Genomic DNA, 21,795 nt, shown 5'->3' on the forward strand with positions numbered 1-21,795 from the left:
TTCCACCTTAATTAATTCTTGCTAACAAGTCATTCAAAATACGCCCTTATTCACGGGAATGAAGGGGGATTATTTTCGTACACTTTATGGCATTTGAAAGGTCGAACTGCGTAACATTCCGACCCGATGACGGCTTTCACCCCAGGATCTATGGCGTTACATGGCAAAACACACGGCAGGCTACACCTCGCAAGGGATTGGTAAAATTCCCCACCTTCACGCACTGCTGCCTGAATTTGACGCACTGAGACGCCTTGGGCCGCTTTCCGGCCCGCCCAGCGCCGTCATTGGCTGGGGGCTCAAACCCACCAGCCTGCGCGCCCGGCGTTTTGCTGCCCGCCACGCGCTTCCCTACGTGTCCCTGGAAGATGGCTTTATCAGGTCCCTGGGGCTGGGGGCGCAGGGCTACCAACCGCAAAGCCTGGTAGCCGACTATACCGGCATCTATTACGACGCCACGCGCCCAAGCGATCTCGAAAACCAGCTAAATGACGCCGTCTTCGAACATGAGGAGCTGGCACGCGCCAAGCGCTGCATGGCCTTGCTCGAGCGCGGGCGGCTATCGAAGTACAACCACGCCCCGGATACGCCGCTTGAAGGCACGTCTGCTAAAAATACGTCTGAGGCCAACGTGCTGGTGGTGGACCAAACCGCCAACGACGCCTCCATTCATTACGGCCAGGCCTCGTCGGCAAGCTTTACCCGGATGCTGGAGCACGCGCTAGCGGCGCACCCGCAAAGCACTATATGGGTCAAGATTCATCCGGATGTCGTCGCCGGCACCAAACAGGGCCACCTGCTGGGCGCCGCCGATCACCCTCGTTGTCGGGTGATCAGCCAGGATCTCAACCCCTGGGCGCTATTTGACCAGGTCGACACCGTGTATGTCGTCACCAGCCAGCTTGGTTTCGAGGCGCTGGTCGCCGGCAAGACCGTCCACTGCTTCGGCCTGCCCTTCTACGCCGGCTGGGGGCTCACTCAGGACCAGCTCGCCTGCCCGCGCCGGGTAGCCAGGCGCACGCTTGCCGAGGTGTTTGCCGCCGCCTACCTGCGCTACAGCCGTTACGCCAACCCCTACACCGGCGAGCCCAGCAGCCTGGAAGCCACCATTGCGCTGATCCAGGACCAAAAACGCCAAAAGGAGCGCCTGCAGGGGCACTGGCAAGCCTATGGCTTCTCGGTTTGGAAGCGCGGCTTTATCGGGGACTTTTTGGGCCCCGCCGCCACGGTCGATTTTCAAAAAACGCTGCCCGAGGACCCGCCGGCTCAAACACCAGGGCAAGCAACGCCGGCGCCAGCCACTCCATCCCCAGAAGGCAGCGAGCAAACCCCGCACCTGCTGGTATGGTCGAGCCGTATCGATGCGGCGTTCAAGGCGCGCTACCCGGCAAAGCTCAAGCGGCTATGGCGAATAGAAGACGGCTTCATACGCTCGGTGGGGCTGGGAGTGGATCTGGCCCGGCCGCTTTCGTTGGTCATCGACCGTCGGGGCATTTATTACGACCCCAGCCAGCCAAGCGATCTGGAAACGCTGCTAAGCGACAGCGTATTTACTGACGATGAGCTTAAACGCGCGGCCGCGCTTCGCACCCGGCTGGTCACGCTCAAGCTCTCGAAATACAACGTTCAAGGGCAAACGGCGCTCGATCTACCCGGTCACGTGCGCAGGATTTTGGTACCGGGCCAGGTGGAGAGCGATGCCTCGATCGCCACGGGCTCGCCCCAGGTGAGCACCAACAGCGCGCTTTTAAAAGCGGTGCGCAGCGCGCACCCGGACGCGTTCATCATCTACAAAGCGCACCCGGATGTGTTGAGCGGTGCGCGGGTGGGTAAACTCGATAACCAGGCCGCAACCCTGTATGATCTCGACGCCAGCCATCTGGACATCTCGGCGCTGCTGGAGCAGGTAGAGGCGGTTCACACCATGAGTTCGCTCACCGGGTTCGAGGCGCTGCTGCGCGGCTGCCAGGTCAGCACCTACGGGCTGCCTTTTTATGCGGGCTGGGGGTTAACGTTGGACGCCATGCAGTGTACCCGGCGTACCCGCCACTTGAGCCTGGATGAGCTCGTGGCCGGTACGCTGATACGCTACCCCACCTACGTCGACCCACGCACGCGTCAGCTTTGTAACGCGGAAACCGCCGTTACGCTGTTGGAACAGGCCCGCGCCAAAGCCCCCGCACTGAGCACCCGGCAGCGCCTTTACCGCTACTACCGTCATTTCTTTATTGGAAGCCATTGAGTTGATACAAAAGCGCGCATTCTTATTTCTGCAAGGCGTTTGCTCGCCCTTTTATCAGCGCTTGGCAAGCCAGCTAATCCGCGATGGGCACCGGGTGGTGAAGGTACACTTCAACGCCGGCGATATCGCCTACTGGAGCCGGTCGCTGGGCGAAAGCCACCTTTTCCGCGGTAAGCTCGATGAACTGCCAGGCTTTCTGCAAATGCTTTGGCAGCGCTACGCGATCACCGACCAGCTTTTGTTCGGCGACCGCCGCCCCGTTCACCGCGCCGCCATCGACAACGCCCCGGCTGCGGGTATTCGCACCCACGTGCTGGAAGAGGGTTACTTTCGCCCTTTCTGGATCACCCTGGAGCGCGAAGGGGTCAACGGCCACTCGCTGCTGCCCCGGGACCCGAACTGGTTCTTTGAAACCGGCAAGGCGCTGCCAACGCCGCCAAAGCCGGTGCGCTTTAAGTCCTCGTTCAAGATGCGCGCCCGCCACGATGTCGCCTACCACCTGGCCGGGCTTGCCAACCCGCTGGTGGCGCCGCACTACCGTAACCATTCGAGCATTACCGCGCCGAAAGAGTACGCCGGCTATATCAAGCGTTTTACGCTTTTAAAGCAGTGGAAAAAACGCGACAACGCACGCATCAAAGCGCTGATCGAAGCAAGCGCCCCGTTCTTTTTGCTGCCGCTACAGCTCGATACCGACGCCCAGATCCGTGATCACTCGCCCTACGCCGACATGGCCGAGGTGATGGATCACGTGCTGGGCTCGTTTGCCCAGCACGCCCCGGCCAACGCGCGTTTATGTATCAAAAACCACCCGCTGGATATGCGCCTGATTAGCCACGCCAATACCGTCGAGCGCCTGGCGCGGTTTTACGGTTTGCAGGGGCGCATCGTCTACCTGGAGTCCGGCGATTTGGAGGCGCTACTCAAGCACGCCGCGGGTGCGGTCACGGTCAACAGCACCGTGGGGATCGTGGCGCTTGAAAACGCCTGCCCTACTTTTGCGCTGAGCGACCCGATCTACAACCTGACCGGGCTTACCAGCGGCGGGCCGTTGGACGAGTTCTGGCACGCGCCGGCGGCGCCCAATAGCGCGCTGTTCGGCTATTTTCGTGCCACTGTGATGCACACTACCCAGGTCAACGGCGGCTTTTACTGCCCAACGGGGATCGATTTAGCGGTCGGCAATACCGCCCGTATACTAGAGGCCAGCCCCTCGCCTTTGGAGAAGCTGCTTTGAACGACACGCTACCGCCCACCACCCCCGGCGATGACCAAAGCGCCGCGCCAGCCACCCCGTGCGTTTTGATTACCGGCGCCACCGGCGCCATTGGCGGCGCACTGGCCAGGCTTTACGCCCGTGCGGGCTGGCACCTGGTGATTCACGGCCGCAATAGCCAGGCGCTCGATTTACTGGCCCGGGAATGTGAGACGGCCGGGGCTCGGGTGACGTGCTCGAGCGTCGATATCACCGACGAAAGCGCTCTGGCCGAGTGGCTACACGGCGTGTGCGCCGAGCAGGTACCCGATGTCATGATCGCCTGCGCGGGTAAAAACACCCACCCCCAGGGGCCGGGTGAGCTCGAGGCCTGGCAAGACGTTCAGGCGCTTTTGGATGTGAACCTGAAAACGCCGATCAGCATGACCCAGCACCTGGTGCCCGCCATGAAGGCGCGCCGTAAGGGCCAACTGGTACTGATCAGCTCTTTGGCCGGCTGGCACGGCCTGCCATCAACACCCAGTTACAGCGCCAGCAAAGCGGGTATCAAGGCCTACGGCGAAGGGCTCCGGGGCCTGCTTGCGCCGTTTAATATCGGGGTTACCGTGGTCATGCCAGGCTACGTTACCTCGCCCATGTGCAACGCCATGCCGGGGCCCAAGCCCTTCGAGTGGCCGCCGGAGCGTGCCGCGCGTGTGATCAAGCGCGGCATCGACGCCAACCGCGCCCGGGTCAGCTTTCCGTTTCCGCTCAATTTCGGCACCTGGTGGCTGGCCGTGCTGCCCGCCGGCGTTTCCCAGTGGCTCATCAAGCGCCTGGGGTTCGACCACCTGGAGGCGCCATGATGCAAAGCCTTACCCAAGCACTCTGGGTGCCCTTCTTGCTGGGGCTGGTCGCCAGCTACGTGATGGAGGCCTGCCTGCGCCCGCGCCCCGCGCCGTTTACCCAGCGTGGCCTCGGCGTTAACGCCGTGCATATCGGTAGCTGGTGCGTGCTTTTTGGCCTTTTCAGCCTGGTGTTTCAGCGCCCCTGGTTTGCGGTGGTGCTGGCGCTGTCGCTAACGCTGGTCGTGGTGCAGTCCAGCAATACCAAATCGCACACCCTCAAAGAGCCGTTCATCTGCCACGATTTCGAATACTTCTGGGATGCGATTTTGCACCCGCGCCTCTACGTGCCGTTTTTCGGTATTGGGCTGGCCATTGCGGCAAGCACGGCCGGGGCGTTGGCGATCGGCGCCTTTTTATATTTCGAGCCAACGCTTTTAAGCCGGTGGGACGCCGGCCAGGTACTCGTTCAGTTGGCGTTATTGTTGCTGGCCGGGGCTGGGCTGGTCGTAACGGGTTTGAAAAAGTGCCCGCCGGTCACGTTTCAGCCCGCCGCGGATATGTGTCGTTTAGGGCTTTTCGCAAGCCTTTGGGCATACGGCGTGGCGCTATTTCGCTCGAAAGCGCCGACCGCTGACGACGCCCCTTTCAATGCCAATACTTATAAAGCCGCGCCACCGAGCAAGCCGGACGAGCCACACCCTCACGTAGTGCTGGTGCAAAGCGAATCGTTTTTCGACCCTCGGCCCTGGTGCGCCGATGTCGCCCCCCAAACACTTAGCCACTTCGATGCCACCTGGTCCCAGGCGCTACAAAAAGGCACGTTGAGTGTGCCGGCCTGGGGGGCCAATACCGTGCGCACCGAATGCGGCGTGCTGACCGGTCTGCCGGCCAGCGCCTGGGGCGCGCGCCAGTTCAACCCCTACCATACGCTGGCCCGCCAAGGGCTTCCTAGCCTTGCGTCGGCGTTCAAGGCCAAGGGCTACCGCACGGTGTGCGTTCACCCTTATCTTGGCTCTTTCTATAAGCGCGACCAGGTTTTCCCCAAACTTGGCTTCGATTCGTTCATCGATATCAACGATTTTGCCGCTGAAGATAAATTCGGCCAGTACATGAGTGACCGCGCGGTTGCACGAAAGGTTGGACGTCTGCTTGAAGATGACGATAATAGGCCGCTCTTTGTATTCGTCATTACCATGGAAAATCATGGCCCGCTGCACTTGGAAGCGCCGGAACAAACACGGATGAGCACGGTGCTTCCGGGTGCCAGTTGGCCCCCTGCCAGGCACTTGAAAGACCTGGCCGTCTACCTCAAGCATTTGGGTGAAGCGGACGCAATGCTCGAGCAGATAAAAGCAGCGCTGAGCGTGACCCAACGCCCAGGGCTTTTGGGTTTTTACGGCGACCACGTGCCCATTTTGCCCGAGGCCTACGCACACTACGGCGCCCCTACGGGAGAGACGCCTTACATGATATGGTCAACGAAACGCCAGGACCACGTGGCCACCGACACCACCCCCTTGAAGGCGCAGGAATTGGGTATCGCCTTGTATGAGCGGGCGTTTGGGCACGATAGAAATAGCGAACAGATCAAGGCAGATCCAGAACCGCAGGAGCAAGAATGACTAAACGCGTTGCCATTATCGGCGCCGCCCATCGTTTCCCCGGCACCACCCCTGAAACGTTCTGGCAAAATCTGCAAGCCGAAAAAGACCTGGTGACCCAAGTGGCGCCGGACCGGTGGAGCCACGACGCTTTCTGGCACCCGGACAAACGCCACCCCGGTACCAGCGTGTCTTTTGCCGCCGGTAGCCTTGGCGACATCAGCGGCTTCGATGCAGAGTTTTTTGGTATTTCCCCGCGGGAAGCCGCCAACATGGACCCGCAACAGCGCATGCTGTTGGAGCTTGCCTGGGAGACCATCGAAAACGCCGGTATGAAGCCGGCTGACCTGCGCGGCAGCGAATGCGGCGTGTTTCTGGGCGTGGCGAGTCTCGACTACTCCTACCTCTTAGCCGACGACATGGCAGCGATCGACGCCTCCACGGCGACCGGTAATACCTCGAGCATCGCCTCGAACCGGCTCTCCTACGTGTTCGATTTCCACGGCCCGAGCATGTCGCTGGACACTGCCTGCTCATCGTCCATGGTCGCCTTTCACCAGGCCTGCCAGTCGATCAAAAGCGGCGAGACCACCATGGCGCTGGCCGGCGGTATTAGCCTGCACCTGCACCCCTATGGGTTCATCATTTTCTCCAAGGCGAGCATGCTCTCGCCGACCGGCCGCTGCCAGGTGTTCGACGAAGCCGGCAACGGCTACGTGCGCTCGGAAGGCGCCGGGCTGTTCTTTTTAAAAGATTACGATTTGGCCATCGCCGATGGCGACAATATTTTGGCCGTGGTCGCGGGCTCGGCGGTCAATACCGACGGCTATAAATCGGGCATTACGGTCCCCAACCCGGACGCGCAAGTTGCGCTGATGCGCCGCGCCTACGAGCAGGCGGGCATCACGCCGGATGAAATCGACTATCTTGAGGCTCACGGTACCGGCACCTCGGTGGGCGACCCCATCGAAACCCGCGCCATTGGCGAGGCGCTTGGCCAACACCGCCAAACGCCGCTGCCCATCGGCTCGGTCAAAAGCAACCTGGGCCACTTGGAAACCGCCTCGGGTGTAGCCGGGCTTGCCAAAGCGCTTTACAGCCTCAAATACCGGGAAGTGCCCGCGACGATCGGCATTCGCAAACTCAACCCCAATATCAAATTCGACGAGTGGAATATCAGCGTCGTCACCAAGGCGCAGCCGCTCAAGGCCGAAGGCCGCTTGGTAATCGGCATCAACTCCTTCGGCTTTGGGGGCGCCAACGCTCACGTCATTTTGGAGAGCGCGCCGGAAAAACAGGTGCCGCCCGCCCATACCGCAAACGCGCCTTTGCCCATTCGCGTTAGCGGGCGCAGCGAAGACGCCCTGGCCGCCAACGCCGCTAACCTCGTCACCCATTTGGAGCAAAGCGAGCAAGGCTTTTACGATATTGCCCATACGCTTTTCCACCACCGCGAGCACCACCGCGTGGGCGGGCTATGCTTTGCCCAAACCACGGCTGAAGCCATCAGCGCGCTCAAGGAACTCGCCGACGGTGACACCAAGCACGTCATCAAACTCGATAAACTCGACGCCCCCCAGGGCCCGGTATTCGTGTATGACGGTAACGGCTGCCAATGGGAAACCATGGGCAAGAACCTGCTGGACGAACCCACATTCAGTGCAGCCATAGACGAGGTCGATGCGCTGTTCGTAAAGCTGGGTGGCTTCTCCCTACGCGATGAGCTGGCAGGTCTTAACGGTGAGAGCGACAACGCCGGGGAAAACCGCCTGGATCGCACGGAAATCGCTCAGCCTGCGCTGTTCGCGCTACAGGTAGCGCTCACCCAGTGGCTCAAGGCCCGGGGTGTGACGCCGGCAGCGGTGTTTGGCCACAGCGTGGGCGAAGTCGCCGCTGCCTGGGCGGCGGGCGCCTTGAGTCTGGAAGACGCCGTCAAGGTTATCTACTACCGCAGCCACTACCAGGGCATGACCCGGGGCCTGGGCGAAATGACCGCCGTGGCGACCAGCGCCGAGGACATTGCCCCTTGGCTTGAAATGCCGGCGTTCGACCGCATTAGCCTGGCCGGGGTGAATAGCCCCAAGGGGATCACCCTGGCCGGCGATGCCGGGCAGCTACAAGCGCTCGAAGCACAGTTGGTGGGCCAAGATATCTTCGCCAAGCGCCTACCGCTCGACTACGCCTTCCACAGCCCCGCCATGGACAGCATCCAGGCAGGGGTGATCGATGCGCTCAGCGACATTACCCCGGGCGAAACATCGATCCCCTACTACTCGACCGTGACCGGCGCCCTCAGCGAAGGAAGTGCCCTCGACGCCCACTACTGGTGGCTCAACATTCGCGAGCCGGTGCTTTTCGAGCGCGCCGCAGCGACGCTTATCGAACAAGGCTACAACGTCTTCGTCGAGGTCGGGGCGCACCCTATCCTGCGCCGCTACCTAAGCGAGACGCTTCGCAATCTCGACACCCAGGGGCTGGTGGCCGGTACCCTCGAGCGCCACAAAAATGGCTTCGAAGTTCTTACCAAATGCCTGGGCCAGCTACTGCTGAGCGGCCTCGCCTTCGATACCCAGGGCTTTTTCCCGGTCGAAGGCCAGCGCGTCGACCTGCCCCGCTACGCCTGGCAGCGCACCCGTTACTGGGTGCCCGGCACCGGCGACGGCCAAGGGCTGCTGGCGCGCTACTACGAGCACCCGCTGCTGGGCTACCGGCTGGCCCAACAGGCCAACACCTGGGAGAGCCAGCTGGATACCCAGCGCACGCCCTGGCTTGCTGGCCACGTGGTCGGCGAAGGCGCGGTTTTCCCGGGCGCGGGCTTTATCGAACTGGCGCTGGCGGCCAACGCCTCGCAAAAAGAGACGGCGCTGCTGGATGTCGAAGAGCTCGAGATCCGTGCGCCGCTGCTGCTGGATGGCGCTAACGGGCGCACCGCGCGCCTGCACCTGGACCCGGACAGCGGCCAAATCGCCATTCACTCCCGCGAACCCGCCGCCGAGAGCGAATGGCAGCTCAACGCCGTCGCGCGCACCATGCGCGAAAGCCGCGGCTTTTTGCTGGACCGCACCGCCCCCGCGCTTCCCAAGCGCGCGCCGGACTACACGCTAAACGAGCACCTCGCACTGGCCGACGCCATCGGGCTGCACTATGGCGAGGCGTTTCAGGCCATCAAGCGCGGCTGGTTGGATGACGATACGGTCATCGGCGAGATCGAGCTGGACGCTGATACCGACGCCCAGCGCGCTTCGCTACACCTGCACCCGGGCATTCTGGACAGTGCCTTCCAGATGTTCATCCCGCTGCTGGCAAGCCATCAGGGCTTTGCCGAAGGGCTCGCCTTCGTACCGGTGCGGGTCGGCCGTATTCAGGTCGACCTGGAGGCCGGTGCGCCGGTGCTGGCCCGGGCGGTCATGGGCAAGCGTGCGCCCCACTCGTTCACGGCGGATTTCGAGCTGTACGATGCCCGCGGCCGCGCGGTCGCCGTACTCAGCGAAACCCGCTTCAAGGCGATCCGCCTGAACCGCGCCCATCATCACGAGCTAAGCTATATCGATGTCGCGCTCACCCCCGCCCCGCTGAACGCCTCGGCGCAGGCGCTTCCCGAGCAAGCATTGGCCACCCTGGCCGCGCTTGGCGAGCGTTACGGTGAGGCCACCGGCCAGCGCTACGCCGCCGAGATCGCCCCGCTGCTGGACAGCCTGAGCGAGGCGTTTGCCCAAACGCCAGAAGAGAGCAGCGACACCCCGCCCCCCGAGGCGATTTGGCAGCTACTGGTTCAGGACTACCCGGATTACTTCGCCCCGATTCATCTGGTCGGCCGGCGAGGCCTTCACCGCAAAGCGCTGGCCAGCGGCCAAGAAGACGCGGCCTCGCTCAATATCACCCCGGAACAGCTTAGCGAGCTCAACCGCGTGCTGATCGGCGAAAACGGCTGGAACGTTCTGGCCGAAAGCCTCGAGGCACTGGTGAGCGAAGCGCTGACGAATCTGCCCAATGGCCAGCGCCTGAACCTGCTGGAAGCGGGCCCCTGCGCGCCGGCACTTGGCCAGCGCCTGCTCGAGCCGCTGCTGTTAAACACGGCGGACAACGGCCGCTACGCCTACCGCGCGTTGACCACCACAGACACCGCCAAACACCAGGCGCTGCAGCTTCAGGAACGTTTCCCGCTGATCGACGTGGCGGCGCTTAGCGACAACGGCGCCGCCCTTACGCCAGCCCAAAAAGCCCAGTTCGCTTTCATCAGCGTGGACGTGACCAGCGCCGAGCGCACCCGCGCGCTGATCGAAGCGCTGCCCGAGCGGCTTGCCGCCGACGCCCAGGTGTTGGTCGTTGGCGTCAACCCCAGCCGCTGGCTGGATGACGTGCTGGCAACGCCTGGTTTGAACGCCGCGCCAGTCGAGCAAGCGCACCTGGTCGAGTGGCTGAGCGCCCTGGGCTTCGAGCTCTCGCCGGCCATTGCCCTGGAAGAGGACGACGGCGGCGCCTATATGCTTCACGGCCGGGCCACCGGCACACCGGCTGCGGCAAGCCCCGTGGTCACGCGTCATATCATCGTGACGGACGCCGCCACTCGCCCCCTGGGCGAGCGCCTGCAGGAAACGCTACCGCCGGGTCAAACCTGGCTGGTCGAAAGCGGCGACGAACCTGCGCGCATTTTGCAAAGCGCAGGCGAAGGCCTGCTCGAACACGCCGCGAGCGCCCCGGGCCCGGTCAATATCGTCGACCTTCACGGGTTGGGCGCCACCACCACGCCCGGCCAAACCGCGCGCTGCACCCGCGCGCAGCAGTGGTCGCTTGCGCTGGAAGGCAGCGGCCTGGAAAACCAGGGCTGCCCGCCCACGCAGTGGCTGGCGACCCACGGTTTCAACGCCCAGGGGCCGGCGGGCTCTTTCGACGCCGCGCTTTGGGGCTTTGGCCGCTCGCTTGCCAACGAAGCCGTGGGCCATACGGTCACGCTGGTCGAACTACCCGACCCGCTAAGCGACGCAGCCCTGGCCACTCTTGCCCAGACGCTTGCCACACCGGACGGCGAAAACGAGCTGGTGCTACACGCCGACGGCGCGCGCTTCGCAACGCGCCTGCGCACCCAGGCCGCGCCCCACGCACCGGGGCCGGATACCGGCGCGCCGCACCAGGCGATGACGCTTGGCTTTGCGCTACCCGGCCAGTTGCGCCAGCTTCAGTGGCGCCCCCGGGCGCTACCGGCGCTGGGCGCCAATGACGTCGAAGTGCGCGTCAAGGCCACCGGGCTCAACTTCCGCGATGTGATGTATACCCTCGGCCTTTTATCCGATGAAGCGATCGAGAACGGCTTTGCCGGGCCAACGCTTGGCCTCGAGTTCTCCGGCGAGGTCATCGCGGTGGGCGACAACGTACAAAACGTCACCCCCGGCCAGGCCGTGGTCGGCTTTGGCCCGGCAAGCTTCAGCGACAAGCTGATTGCGGGCCAGCACGCCATCGCCCCGCTGCCCGAGGGGGTAAGCTTCGCCGCGGCGGCGACGATCCCCACCACCTTCTTTACCGTGTACTACGCGCTCAAGCATCTGGCGCGGCTGGAACCCGGTGAAAAAGTGCTGATTCACGGCGCCGCGGGCGGTGTGGGCATCGCCGCGCTGCAAATCGCCCAGTGGATGGGGGCAGAGATCTACGCCACCGTCGGCTCGGAAGAGAAGCGCGACTTCCTGCGTCTGATGAACGTCGAGCACCTTTACGATTCGCGCTCGCTCACCTTCGCCGAAGAGATTCTGCGCGACACCCAGGGGGAAGGCGTGGATATCGTGCTGAACTCGCTGGCCGGCGAAGCGATCAACCAGAACCTGCGCGCGCTGCGCCCGTTCGGCCGCTTTTTGGAACTGGGCAAGCGCGACTTCTACGAAAACACCCAGATCGGCCTGCGTCCGTTTCGTAACAACCTGAGCTACTTCGGCATCGACTCGGACCAGCTCATGAAGGTGCAGCCCGCTCTGACCCAGCGCTTGTTCACCGAGATGATGGCGCTATTCAACGATGGCACCCTGAGCCCGCTGCCGTTTACCGCCTTCACCCACAGCCAGGTGGTCGACGCCTTCCGCTACATGCAGCAGGCCCGCCAGATCGGCAAAGTGGTCGTCACCTATGACGCGCCGATCGCCGCCCCCGAGCGCAACACTCTGGGCCAGGACACGCTCAGCCTGCCTGCCGATGCCAGCTACCTGGTGACCGGTGGGCTTGGCGGCTTTGGCCTTAAAACCGCCCAGTGGCTGGTGAGCAAGGGCGCGCGCCAGTTGATTCTATTAAACCGTAGCGGCACCCGTACCGAGGCCGCTCGACAGGCGGTCGAGAAACTCGAGGCGCAAGGCGTCAAGGTGCTGGCCGCGGCCTGCGATATTACCGACCGTGCTGCGCTTGAAAACGTGCTCGAACGCGCCCGGGGCGAGCTTCACCCGCTGCGCGGTATCGTTCACGCCGCCACGGTGATCGACGACGGCCTGATCCGCAACCTGGACGCCGCGCGCATCCAGAGCGTGCTGGCACCCAAGATCGAGGGCGCCCGCCACCTGGACGCGCTCACTCAAAACGACACGCTGGATTTCTTCATCCTCTATTCGTCGGCCACGACCCTGTTCGGCAACCCAGGCCAGGCCAACTACGTGGCGGCCAACCACTGGATGGAGGCGTTCGCTGAACACCGCCGCCAAAAAGGCCTGGCGGCGACCTGCGTACGCTGGGGCGCCATCGAAGACGTCGGCTTCCTTGCCCGTAACACGCGCACCCGCGACGCCCTGCAAGAGCGCCTGGGCGGTTCGGCCCTGCGCTCGGCGGATGCGCTCAACGTGCTGGAGCAGATGCTGATCACCCCCGGCGCAAGCCTGGGCGTGCTGGAGCTCGAGTGGGGGGCGCTGGCGCGCTTTCTGCCCACCGCCGCTGCGCCGCGCTTTGACGAGCTTGCCCGCCAAAGCGACGACGACACCAGCGCGGACAGCGACGACGATATCAGTGCGCTACTGGCGGACCTTTCTCCGGAAGAGCTTCAGCAAACGGTCACCGAGCTTTTACGCGCGGAACTCGCCAGCATTTTGCTGATCGAGGAAGAGAAGATCGACGTCGACCGCTCGGTGTACGACATGGGCTTCGACTCGCTGATGGGCGTGGAGCTGATGACCGCCATCGAGAACCGCCTGGGCGTACAGGTGCCGGTAATGGTGCTTAGTGAAGCTTCGACGCTCAACAAGCTCGCGGGGGTGCTGATCAAAAAGCTCCACCATGGGGATGAGGATGTTGAAGAGTCGCCACAGGATGCGATAGCCTCTCTGGCCGCTCGCCACGGCGCCGACGAGCTAAAAGCGCCCGCGACACCCTCTACTACCGAGACACCATGACCGCCAAGCGTTCCGATTTAAAACGACAGCTGCTGGAAAAGGCGCGCAGCCGCCCCAGCACCCGCGGGCCGGCTGCCAGCAGCGAGCCCGCGGCGCAAACGAAAGGCCAGCCCGTGCCCGAGCGCTTTACGCGCTTCGAAGACCACCCGGGCGCCCAGCAGCTCACCATGATGCGCGACGCCGCCAAGCAACTGGGCCTGGTGGACCCGTTTTTCAAGGTGCACGAAGGCCAGGCCGGCGCCACCAGCGTGATCGACGGGCGCGAGTGCATCAACTTCGCAAGCTATAACTACTTGGGCTACTCCGGCGATGCGCGGGTGATTCAAGCCGCCGCGGATGCCGCCGCTCATTACGGCACGTCGGTGTCGGCCAGCCGCGTGGTGTCCGGCGAGCGTCCCATTCATGGCGAGCTCGAAGCGGCCATTGCGCGCACCTACGCCGTGGAAGACGCGGTCGCCTTCGTTAGCGGCCACGCCACCAACGTCTCCACCCTGGGCTACCTGCTGGGACCCAAGGATTTAGTGCTCCACGACGAGTACATCCACAATAGCTCGTTGGTGGGCGCCCAGCTCTCCGGCGCCAAGCGGATGTGGTTCAACCACAACGACCCGGATGCTCTGGAAGCGCTGCTCGAACGTCAACGCGGGCAGTTCGAGCGCGTGATCGTGGTGATCGAAGGCCTCTACAGCATGGATGGCGACATCCCGGATCTGCCGCGCTTTATCGAGCTGAAAAAGCGCTATCAGGTCTGGCTGATGGTGGACGAAGCCCACTCGTTTGGCGTGATGGGCGATACCGGTCTTGGGCTTCGCGAGCACTTCGCGATCGACCCGACCGAGGTCGACATCTGGATGGGCACCATGAGCAAGACCCTTTCCGGGTGCGGCGGCTATATCGCAGGCTCCAAGGCACTGGTCGAAATGCTGCGCTACTTCGCGCCGGGCTTTCTTTACAGCGTGGGCATGCCCGCCCAGGTGGCCGCGCCGTCGATCAAGGTGCTCGAGCTAATGGCCCAGGAGCCGGAGCGCGTCGCCAGGCTTCAGGAGAACGCCCGCTACTTCCTGACCCGCGCCCAGGCGCTGGGTATGGATATCGGCCATAGTATCGGCTCGGCGGTCGTGCCGATCATCGTAGGAAGCTCGCCCAAGGCGGCCATGCTTTCCCACGCGCTGTTCGAGCAGGCGATCAACGTTCAGCCGATTCTTTACCCGGCGGTACCGGAAAAAAGCGCCCGACTGCGGTTTTTCCTCTCCTGCGAGCACACCAAAGCGCAGATCGACCAAACCCTCGATGCGTTAGCTGCGCTGCTTGCGCAAAACGTTTGAGCGACACCATGCAAAGCGACACCAAAAGCGCCGAGAGCGCCCAGTGGTACGTGATTCAATGCAAGGGCGGCGAGTCGTTTCGCGCCGCCGAGCACTTGGCCAACCAGGCGTTCGAGGTGTTTCACCCGGTTTTGGAAATCAAGCGCAAGCGCCAGGGCAAGCTCGTCACGGTGACCGAGCCGCTCTTCCCCTACTACCTGTTCATCCGCCTGGACCAGATCGCCAGCAACTGGCGGCCGATCCGCTCGACCCGTGGCGTGCTCAAGCTCTTGACCTTCGGCAATACGCCGGTGGCCGTGCCGGACGCCCTGGTGCAAAGCCTTTATGCGCAGCCCCATCGCCTAGAAGGCAGCCACGTGACCTTTACGGCGGGTGAGAAAGTCACCATCTGCGACGGCCCGTTCAAACACCTGGAGGCGGTCTTCGAACACGCCAAGGGCGAAGAGCGCGCCATCGTGCTGCTCAACGTGCTCCACCGCCCCCAGCATCTCGAGCTCGATGTCACAAGCCTCGAGAAGTCGCGCTAACGACCTGCCAGCGCGCCCCGCACACCTGTCGGTGATCTACAGTATCTACAGTATCTACGGCTACCGGCGCCAACGCCGGCTGGCCGAGCAGCGCAGCAGACTCGAGGAAAGTGCATCTCGGTAGTCGTCCCGGGCACCCCTCGCTTTGTTGCAAAGCCCATCAAAAATGCCCGCTCTCGAGCGTAATGCCGATCAGTTAAGGCTTTTGCCTACCCACAACGAGCGGTAAATCTATTGTAGCAGCGCGTTGCGCTGCGTCGCTGGCTAAAGCCTGCTCTTACGAGGGATGGGGCACGATTCCATTGTAGGAGCCCAATTCCATTGGGCGATGGCGGCGATAGCCGCCCTTCGGTGGCGACGGCACTTTTGGTTGCCATCATCACCAACCCCAGCAGCGCGTTGCGCTGCATCGCTGGCTGAAGCCTGCTCCTACAAGGGATGGATGCAAGATTTCGTTGTTGTGGAGCCCGCTTCAGCGGTGGTCCGACAATTCGGCGAATGGCGCCGTCAGGCGCCCTGGCCAAGCCACCCGTCGCGAGCTAAAGCTCTGTCCCACAGGTGATAGCCAAGCTTAACTGATCGGCATTACGCTCTCGAGCGGGCATTTTCGGTTTTACGCGTTAGCGGCAACGCCTGGCCGAATTCTACGGCGCCTTCGGGCGCTCCTCGATGATGCGGGTCTGCTCGATGCGGTGCCAGGAGGAAGGAACGCCGCGGGCGGCGGCTTTCTCATCATCGCGCACTCGCATACGCTGCAACACGCGGTACTGCAAACGGTTGATCGCGCCGATGCCGATGCCGGGTAGCGGCACAAAAGGATTGGTACGGCTCATACCCCAAAGCGCCAGGCGCGAGCTGCCCGGCGCGGCGTCACCCCGGGCGTGGATGCCGAAGGTGTTGGCGATCAGCAGCGTATTGGCTTTCACGCAGAAAGCCCGGGGCCCCTCCTTGCCCAAGCGAGCGGCATCTTCGGCGCTGACCCGAAACGAGCCGCTGGCGGTGTAGTGATCCGCATGGCGGCTGGCCTTCAAGCTCATGTCGTGCTCCCACTTCAAGCGGTCACGGTGCGGGCGGTTGGAGCCAGGTACGTAAATGAAGGGGCCGTTCGCCTCGCTGACCTCTTCCAGATAAAGCCAGAACTTCATGGTCGGCTGGAAGGTATCGATATGCAGGTTCTTCTGCGGATCGCGGCGCACATCGGGGGCCGCCGGGTCGTTGAGCACGTTCTCGATGTGGCAGATCGGCAGGCGGGCGTGGCCGCTGCAGTAGCGAAACAGCCGCTTGAGCGACGGGTCATCCAGCACCGCTTTCACTTCCGGTACCGCGTCGAGCACTTCCGGCGTGAGCAGGATGCGGTGGGTGCGCGCATCGCCCTGGCAGCACTCGCGAATTTCGCCGTCGAAGCGGGCAATGGCCGCTACCAGCGCCTGGAAGTGCGCCTCCGTAAGATAGTTCTCCTTGAGCACGTAGCCGTACTCGTTGAACTGCTCGCGGTCCGCCTTGGGCACCCCGGGGGCGAACATGGCCATGCGCAGCCGCGAGATCCAATAGGCCAACCGAACACGGCTCTTGTGGAGCCCCCAACAGTTGAGCCGATGGCTACCCAGTAACGGGTTGGCCTTGAAGGACTTGGCCCCGGTGAAGACCTCACCTCCCCATACCAGATATCGCCCTAATGCTTTCATCGCCGCTTCCTCTGCACACTTTCAGAGCCGGTATTAAGACACACCCCGCGGTCGGGGGTAAACCTCGACGGCGCCTGACGACTATTGACGCCGCTTTTGCGCTTCGCCTATAGTCAAATGCCTTAAAAATAATCGATTTTTTATATCACAAACGATCATTGAGCCCGCACCTTCCCCAAGCGCAAGGAATTACCATGAAGCTCGACCCTCACTACTACCCCGCCGCCTCCCGCCGAACGGTCACCTTTGGCAAACGCGGTATGGTAGCCACCTCGCAAACGCTGGCCGCCCAGGTGGGCGCCAACATTCTGCGCGACGGCGGTAACGCGATCGACGCCGCCATCGCCACCGCCGCGGCGCTGACCGTGGTCGAGCCGACCTCCAACGGTATCGGTAGCGACGCCTTCGCGCTGGTGTGGGTCGATGGCGAGCTGCACGGTTTGAACGCCAGCGGCCGCGCCCCGGAGGGTATTTCGTGTGAGGCCGTCAAGGCGCTGGGCCATGACACCATGCCCGCCCATGGGCTGGTGCCGGTCACCGTACCCGGCGCGCCCGGTGCCTGGGCGGCGCTTTCCGAGCGTTTTGGTAAGCTCGATTTCGCCGCACTCATCGCGCCGGCCATCGAGCTTGCCGAGAACGGCTACGCGGTGCTGCCTACCGCCAGCCAGCTCTGGGAGCAAGCGTTCAAGCGCTATCGCCAGTACGAAGGCCAGGAATTCGCCCCCTGGTTCGATCACTTCGCCCCCGAGGGCCACGCCCCACGCCCAGGCGAGGTATGGCGCTCACCGGAGATGGCCAAAACCCTGCGCGCCATCGGCGAGACCCGGGCCGAGGCATTCTACAAAGGCGAATTGGCCGAGGCCATGGACGCTTTCTCGCGCCAGCACGGCGGCTTCTTGCGCAAAGAAGACCTGGCCGCGTTCACGCCGGAGTGGGTCGACCCCATTAGTGTGCGCTATCGCGGCCACGATATCTGGGAGATTCCGCCCAACGGCAGCGGCCTGATTGCCCTACAGGCGCTGGGTATTCTCGAAGCGCTGGGCGACGAGCCGCGTGATCTGGTCGAATCCATTCACCGGCGTATCGAGGCCACCAAGCTTGGCTACGTGGACGGGCTTCGCTACATCACCGAGCCCGCCGACATGACGCCCAGCGTCGAACAAATGCTCTCGCCGGCGTATCTCAAGCAGCGCGGGTCGCTGATCGGCACCGAGGCGTTGGACCCCACCCACGGCAACCCCTTGCTGGGCGGCACCGTTTATCTGTCCACGGCGGATGACGAAGGCAACATGGTGTCGTTCATTCAAAGCAACTTCGATGGCTTTGGCTCGGGTATCGTGGTGCCGGGTACGGGCATCAGCCTGCAAAACCGTGGCTGGCAGTTCTCGTTGCAGGAAGACCACGCCAACGTATTGCGCCCGGGCAAACGTACCTACCACACCATCATCCCGGGTTTCATCACCAAGGATCACCAGGCCGTGGGGCCCTTTGGGGTAATGGGCGGCTACATGCAGCCCCAGGGCCACGTTCAGGTCGTTGCCAGCCTGCTGGAGGATCACTTGAACCCCCAGGCTGCGCTGGACCTGCCCCGCTGGAAATGGGTAGAAGGCAAAACCGTCGAGGTCGAACCCGGCTTCCCGGACCACCTCATTCAAGCCCTGGAGCGTCGTGGCCACCATATCGTCAAGAGCACCAGCGGCATTACCTTCGGCCGCGGCCAGGTGATTGTGCGTGACGCGGCAAGTGGCGTGCTGCAAGGCGGCACCGAACCCCGTGCGGATGGCGCGGTATTGCCGGTTTAATGTTGATGGTTAGGTAGGGTTTAAAGAAAGGCGCCTCAGGCGAAAGAGGAGGCTTGGCCGGGGCGCCTATCGGCGCCATCGCCCAATGAATTGGGCTCCTACAAAAGCCCTCGCAAACCAAGTGCGTCACCCGCACCGTAGGAGCAGGCTTCAGCCAGCGATCTCTTTAAGGTGGCACCGCGGCCCAAGGAAGGCTGACGCCTTCCATCGCCCAATAAATTGGGCTCCTACAAAAGCCCCCGCAAACCAAGTGCGTCACCTGCACCGTAGGAGCAGGCTTTAGCCAGCGATTTGTTCGGGGCCACCGTTATATCAGACCCAAAAAAGGCTCCCTCGGGAGCCTTTTTTATGAGCGAACACTGGCCAGCGGCGATTAAATATCGAACCCGGCTTCGCGGGCCAGGGTGTTGTTGGCTTGTAGCCAGCCTTCGATGTGGCCGCAGTCGAAGGTGCGCCCGTGCATGCGAAACGCCTGTACGGTTTGGCCTTCCTTCATGAGACGGTCGATGGCATCGGTGAGCTGGATTTCGTCGCCGGCGCCCGGCGCCTGGTCTTCGAGAAGCTCCATGATGCGATACGGCAGCACGTACCGGCCAATGACCGACAGCCGCGAAGGGGCCTCTTCCGGCTTGGGCTTTTCGACTACGCCGCGCATATCGGCGCTTTCGCCGGCGTTTGGCTCGTCGCAGTCGACGATACCGTAGCGATACACCTCTTCCTGAGGCACCGCTTCCACCATGATTTGCGACGCCTGGTTGGCATCCCAACGCTCTACCATGCGGCCCAGGTCGCAGGTATCACTACCAACCTGGGGCTTGACCAGTACGTCCGGCAGGATCACGGCGAAGGGCTCGTTGTCGTCCAGCAAGTGGGCCGCGCAGTGAATGGCGTGACCAAGGCCTTTGGCATTGGCCTGGCGCACACTGGTAACTTTCAACCGGGGGGGCGCAATCGCTGAAAGCGTTTCCAGCAGCGCATCCTTGCCTTTTTTGGCCAGCGAGTCTTCGAGCTCGTAGTGCGCATCGAAGTGGTCTTCTATGGCGGACTTCCCCGTACGAGTGACCAGAATAATTTCATTGATGCCCGCGGCCAGCGCCTCTTCGACCACGTGCTGGATCAACGGGCGGTCGACCACCGGCACCATCTCCTTGGGAATCGCCTTGCTGATCGGCAGAAGGCGCGTCCCAAATCCCGCGACAGGAATAATGGCTTTACGGACCTGAGTCATCTAATCATCCTTTTCGTTAAAGCGTTTCGTAGGTTCAAGCGCGATCACTGCCGCCACGCCTGTATTTTTTCAAGTAATGCCCGCGTACTGGGGTCCTGCACGGTGGGCGTATCGATCGGCTGCTCTTCGAGGGCCTGATAAAAGCTTTCGGCCAGCTTCTTGCCAAGCTCTACACCGGGCTGGTCGAACGGGTTGACGTTCCACAGTACCGACTGGACGTAAACCTTGTGTTCGTAAAGCGCGATCAAGGCGCCGATGCTCCAGGCATTCAAAGATTGCATCAAAATAACGCTATTGGGCTGATTACCGCGATACCCCATGGCCATTTGCCCGCGAGAAACCATCGGAATGGCGTCATCCCCCAGCGCAAACAGTTGAGACTGCGCCAAACAGTTGGCGAGCGTCAGATGTTCCTGAGCCCGCAGGGAATCGGCCAGCGCACCCGAGGCATTACATTCGCGGGTCGCGACAGCGATAAAGTCGGCGCTCACCGTATGGCTTCCCTGGTGCAGCAACTGGTAAAACGCGTGCTGTGCATTGGGCCCTACATCGCCCCAAATGATGGGGCACGTGGGGTGCGGCACCAGTTTGCGATCAAGCCCGACGCTTTTACCGTTGGATTCCATCTCCAGTTGCTGCAGGTAAGCGGGCACGCTGGCCATACGGGCATCGTAGGGCAGCACGGCGTGGGTTGGAATATCGAGAAACTGCGAGTTCCAGGCGCCTATCGCGGCCATTAAAACCGGCACGTTCTCTTCCAATGGCGTTTCGAGGAAATGCTGATCGACCGCGTGGGCCCCTTCCAGCAACCGCTCGAAAGACGCCATTCCCAACTGCATGGCCACGCTGACCCCGATAGGCGACCAGAGCGAAAAACGCCCACCGATCCACTCCTTGAAGTGGAGCTGGTGCGCCTCGGGAATACCAAACTCGCTCATTTTATCCGCGCGGGTCGACACACCCACCAGCTGAAAGCGGCAAAGCGTTGCCACGTCGATCTCGAGCGCCTCGCTAAGCCAGCTCAAAGCGGTGTTCACATTGAAGCGGGTATCGGCGGTGGTGAAGGATTTGGAAGCCAACACCAGCAGCGTGGTTTCCGGGTTGAGGCGCTCCATTAACGGTAGAAGCTGGCTACCATCCATGCTGGAAACGTAGTGTACACTGACGTGCTGCTCGCTGGGGCAGGCCCCCAAAGTCTCGCTAATGAGCTTTGGCCCCAAATCGGAGCCCCCCACGCCAATATGCACCACATCGGTCACCGACTGCCCCGTGGCGCCAAACCACTGGCGCGCGTGCAATCGCTCGACCATATCCGAGAGCTTTTGCCGCTGGGTTTGGCAAAACGCGACCGCCTCTTCCATGCCCTCCGGGGCATCGGCATCGCTTGGCCAGCGCGCCGCCATGTGCAGCGCCGGGCGTCCTTCGGAAACGTTGACATGGCTGCCCGCAAACAGGGCCTGGCGCTTTTCTTCCAGCCGGCAGCTGCGCACCCAGTCCATCAACAGGGCAAGCGTTTGTTCGCTAACACGCTGCTTGCTGAAATCGATATGGAGCGACCCCAGCGAAAATTGCAGGGCCTTGCTCCGACGCAGGGCAACGTCGCTGTCGCCCGCGAGTAAATCGGTGAGGGATTTCGTCTGAATCTGCTCGGCATGCGTCTTCAAGGCATTGAGCGGCGTGTAGACACGCCGGGCAGTCGAGAGCGTGGATACATTCATTGTGTCGTCCTTGAGTCTTTCGAAGATGATTCATTCATCTTGTTACCAGCAATTTTCGAGCCACTTTGGTTGATCCAGCCACCAACGCTATATATTACAAAGCTATAAGCGTACTGCCGGGTCGGGGCAGCTCGAAATTTTTCCGTACCCGCTCACGTTAAAACGCGTTATGTGTCGATAAGCCCCTAAATTAGCTTTATAAGCGCCATCCTGGCACACAACGCCTCAGTGAATGATACGGCGTGTAAGTTGCCAACAGCGTAAGCCAT

General features: G+C 62.4%; 11 protein-coding genes. 8 read left to right on the top strand and 3 right to left on the bottom strand.

The annotated features are described in order from the left end of the window. Positions 1–160: 160 nt before the first annotated feature. From ACWHRL_RS11015 to rfaH, 7 genes are read left to right on the top strand one after another with little or no spacing between them, the layout of a single operon-like run. Positions 161–2,242, top strand: a complete 2,082-nt coding sequence (locus ACWHRL_RS11015; protein WP_447893687.1) for a capsular polysaccharide biosynthesis protein — start codon at positions 161–163, stop codon at positions 2,240–2,242. A 1-nt stretch (position 2,243) separates the two neighbouring features. After that, complete coding sequence (locus ACWHRL_RS11020; RefSeq protein WP_447893688.1) at positions 2,244–3,479, top strand: capsule biosynthesis protein; 1,236 nt, start codon at positions 2,244–2,246, stop codon at positions 3,477–3,479. Then, positions 3,476–4,303: an SDR family NAD(P)-dependent oxidoreductase gene (locus ACWHRL_RS11025; RefSeq protein WP_447893689.1), complete on the top strand. Its 828-nt coding sequence runs from the start codon at positions 3,476–3,478 to the stop codon at positions 4,301–4,303. Before ACWHRL_RS11020 ends, ACWHRL_RS11025 begins: the two co-directional genes overlap by 4 nt. After that, positions 4,300–5,907, top strand: coding sequence for an LTA synthase family protein (locus tag ACWHRL_RS11030; protein ID WP_447893690.1), 1,608 nt, complete (start codon positions 4,300–4,302; stop codon positions 5,905–5,907). The genes ACWHRL_RS11025 and ACWHRL_RS11030 overlap by 4 nt, the downstream gene beginning before the upstream one ends. Beyond that, complete coding sequence (locus ACWHRL_RS11035; protein WP_447893691.1) at positions 5,904–13,241, top strand: type I polyketide synthase; 7,338 nt, start codon at positions 5,904–5,906, stop codon at positions 13,239–13,241. The genes ACWHRL_RS11030 and ACWHRL_RS11035 overlap by 4 nt, the downstream gene beginning before the upstream one ends. Continuing rightward, positions 13,238–14,566, top strand: a complete 1,329-nt coding sequence (locus ACWHRL_RS11040; protein ID WP_447893692.1) for an aminotransferase class I/II-fold pyridoxal phosphate-dependent enzyme — start codon at positions 13,238–13,240, stop codon at positions 14,564–14,566. The genes ACWHRL_RS11035 and ACWHRL_RS11040 overlap by 4 nt, the downstream gene beginning before the upstream one ends. Before the next feature lie 8 nt (positions 14,567–14,574). Beyond that, positions 14,575–15,093: a transcription/translation regulatory transformer protein RfaH gene (gene rfaH, locus ACWHRL_RS11045; protein ID WP_447893693.1), complete on the top strand. Its 519-nt coding sequence runs from the start codon at positions 14,575–14,577 to the stop codon at positions 15,091–15,093. 644 nt (positions 15,094–15,737) lie between these two features. On the opposite strand, the gene ACWHRL_RS11050 is transcribed toward rfaH, so the two are convergent. Beyond that, complete coding sequence (locus tag ACWHRL_RS11050) at positions 15,738–16,778, bottom strand: phytanoyl-CoA dioxygenase family protein (protein WP_447893694.1); 1,041 nt, start codon at positions 16,776–16,778, stop codon at positions 15,738–15,740. A gap of 194 nt (positions 16,779–16,972) precedes the next feature. Between ACWHRL_RS11050 and ACWHRL_RS11055 the strand changes: the two genes are divergently transcribed. Beyond that, the gene (locus ACWHRL_RS11055; RefSeq protein ID WP_447893695.1) at positions 16,973–18,580 is read left to right on the top strand and encodes a gamma-glutamyltransferase family protein; all 1,608 of its coding nucleotides are present in this window, start codon (positions 16,973–16,975) and stop codon (positions 18,578–18,580) included. A 373-nt stretch (positions 18,581–18,953) separates the two neighbouring features. Here ACWHRL_RS11055 and ACWHRL_RS11060 read toward each other — a convergent pair whose 3' ends face one another. Both ACWHRL_RS11060 and pgi read right to left on the bottom strand, forming a co-directional pair. Beyond that, entirely contained in the window at positions 18,954–19,808 is an 855-nt protein-coding gene (locus ACWHRL_RS11060) for a UTP--glucose-1-phosphate uridylyltransferase (protein WP_447893696.1), read from the bottom strand. Between the two features lie 44 nt (positions 19,809–19,852). Then, positions 19,853–21,526: a glucose-6-phosphate isomerase gene (pgi, locus tag ACWHRL_RS11065; protein ID WP_447893697.1), complete on the bottom strand. Its 1,674-nt coding sequence runs from the start codon at positions 21,524–21,526 to the stop codon at positions 19,853–19,855. Positions 21,527–21,795: the final 269 nt, after the last annotated feature.

It is taken from the genome of Vreelandella sp. GE22 (genome assembly GCF_968212445.1).

What these genes read in the sequence shown, in the direction of transcription:
- ACWHRL_RS11040 (WP_447893692.1), top strand. Translation starts at nt 13,238, where the DNA reads ATGACCGCCAAGCGTTCCGATTTAAAACGACAGCTGCTGGAAAAGGCG.
- ACWHRL_RS11030 (WP_447893690.1), top strand. Translation starts at nt 4,300, where the DNA reads ATGATGCAAAGCCTTACCCAAGCACTCTGGGTGCCCTTCTTGCTGGGG.
- ACWHRL_RS11015 (WP_447893687.1), top strand. Translation starts at nt 161, where the DNA reads ATGGCAAAACACACGGCAGGCTACACCTCGCAAGGGATTGGTAAAATT.
- ACWHRL_RS11050 (WP_447893694.1), bottom strand. Translation starts at nt 16,778, where the DNA reads ATGAAAGCATTAGGGCGATATCTGGTATGGGGAGGTGAGGTCTTCACC.
- pgi (WP_447893697.1), bottom strand. Translation starts at nt 21,526, where the DNA reads ATGAATGTATCCACGCTCTCGACTGCCCGGCGTGTCTACACGCCGCTC.
- ACWHRL_RS11060 (WP_447893696.1), bottom strand. Translation starts at nt 19,808, where the DNA reads ATGACTCAGGTCCGTAAAGCCATTATTCCTGTCGCGGGATTTGGGACG.
- ACWHRL_RS11035 (WP_447893691.1), top strand. Translation starts at nt 5,904, where the DNA reads ATGACTAAACGCGTTGCCATTATCGGCGCCGCCCATCGTTTCCCCGGC.
- rfaH (WP_447893693.1), top strand. Translation starts at nt 14,575, where the DNA reads ATGCAAAGCGACACCAAAAGCGCCGAGAGCGCCCAGTGGTACGTGATT.
- ACWHRL_RS11055 (WP_447893695.1), top strand. Translation starts at nt 16,973, where the DNA reads ATGAAGCTCGACCCTCACTACTACCCCGCCGCCTCCCGCCGAACGGTC.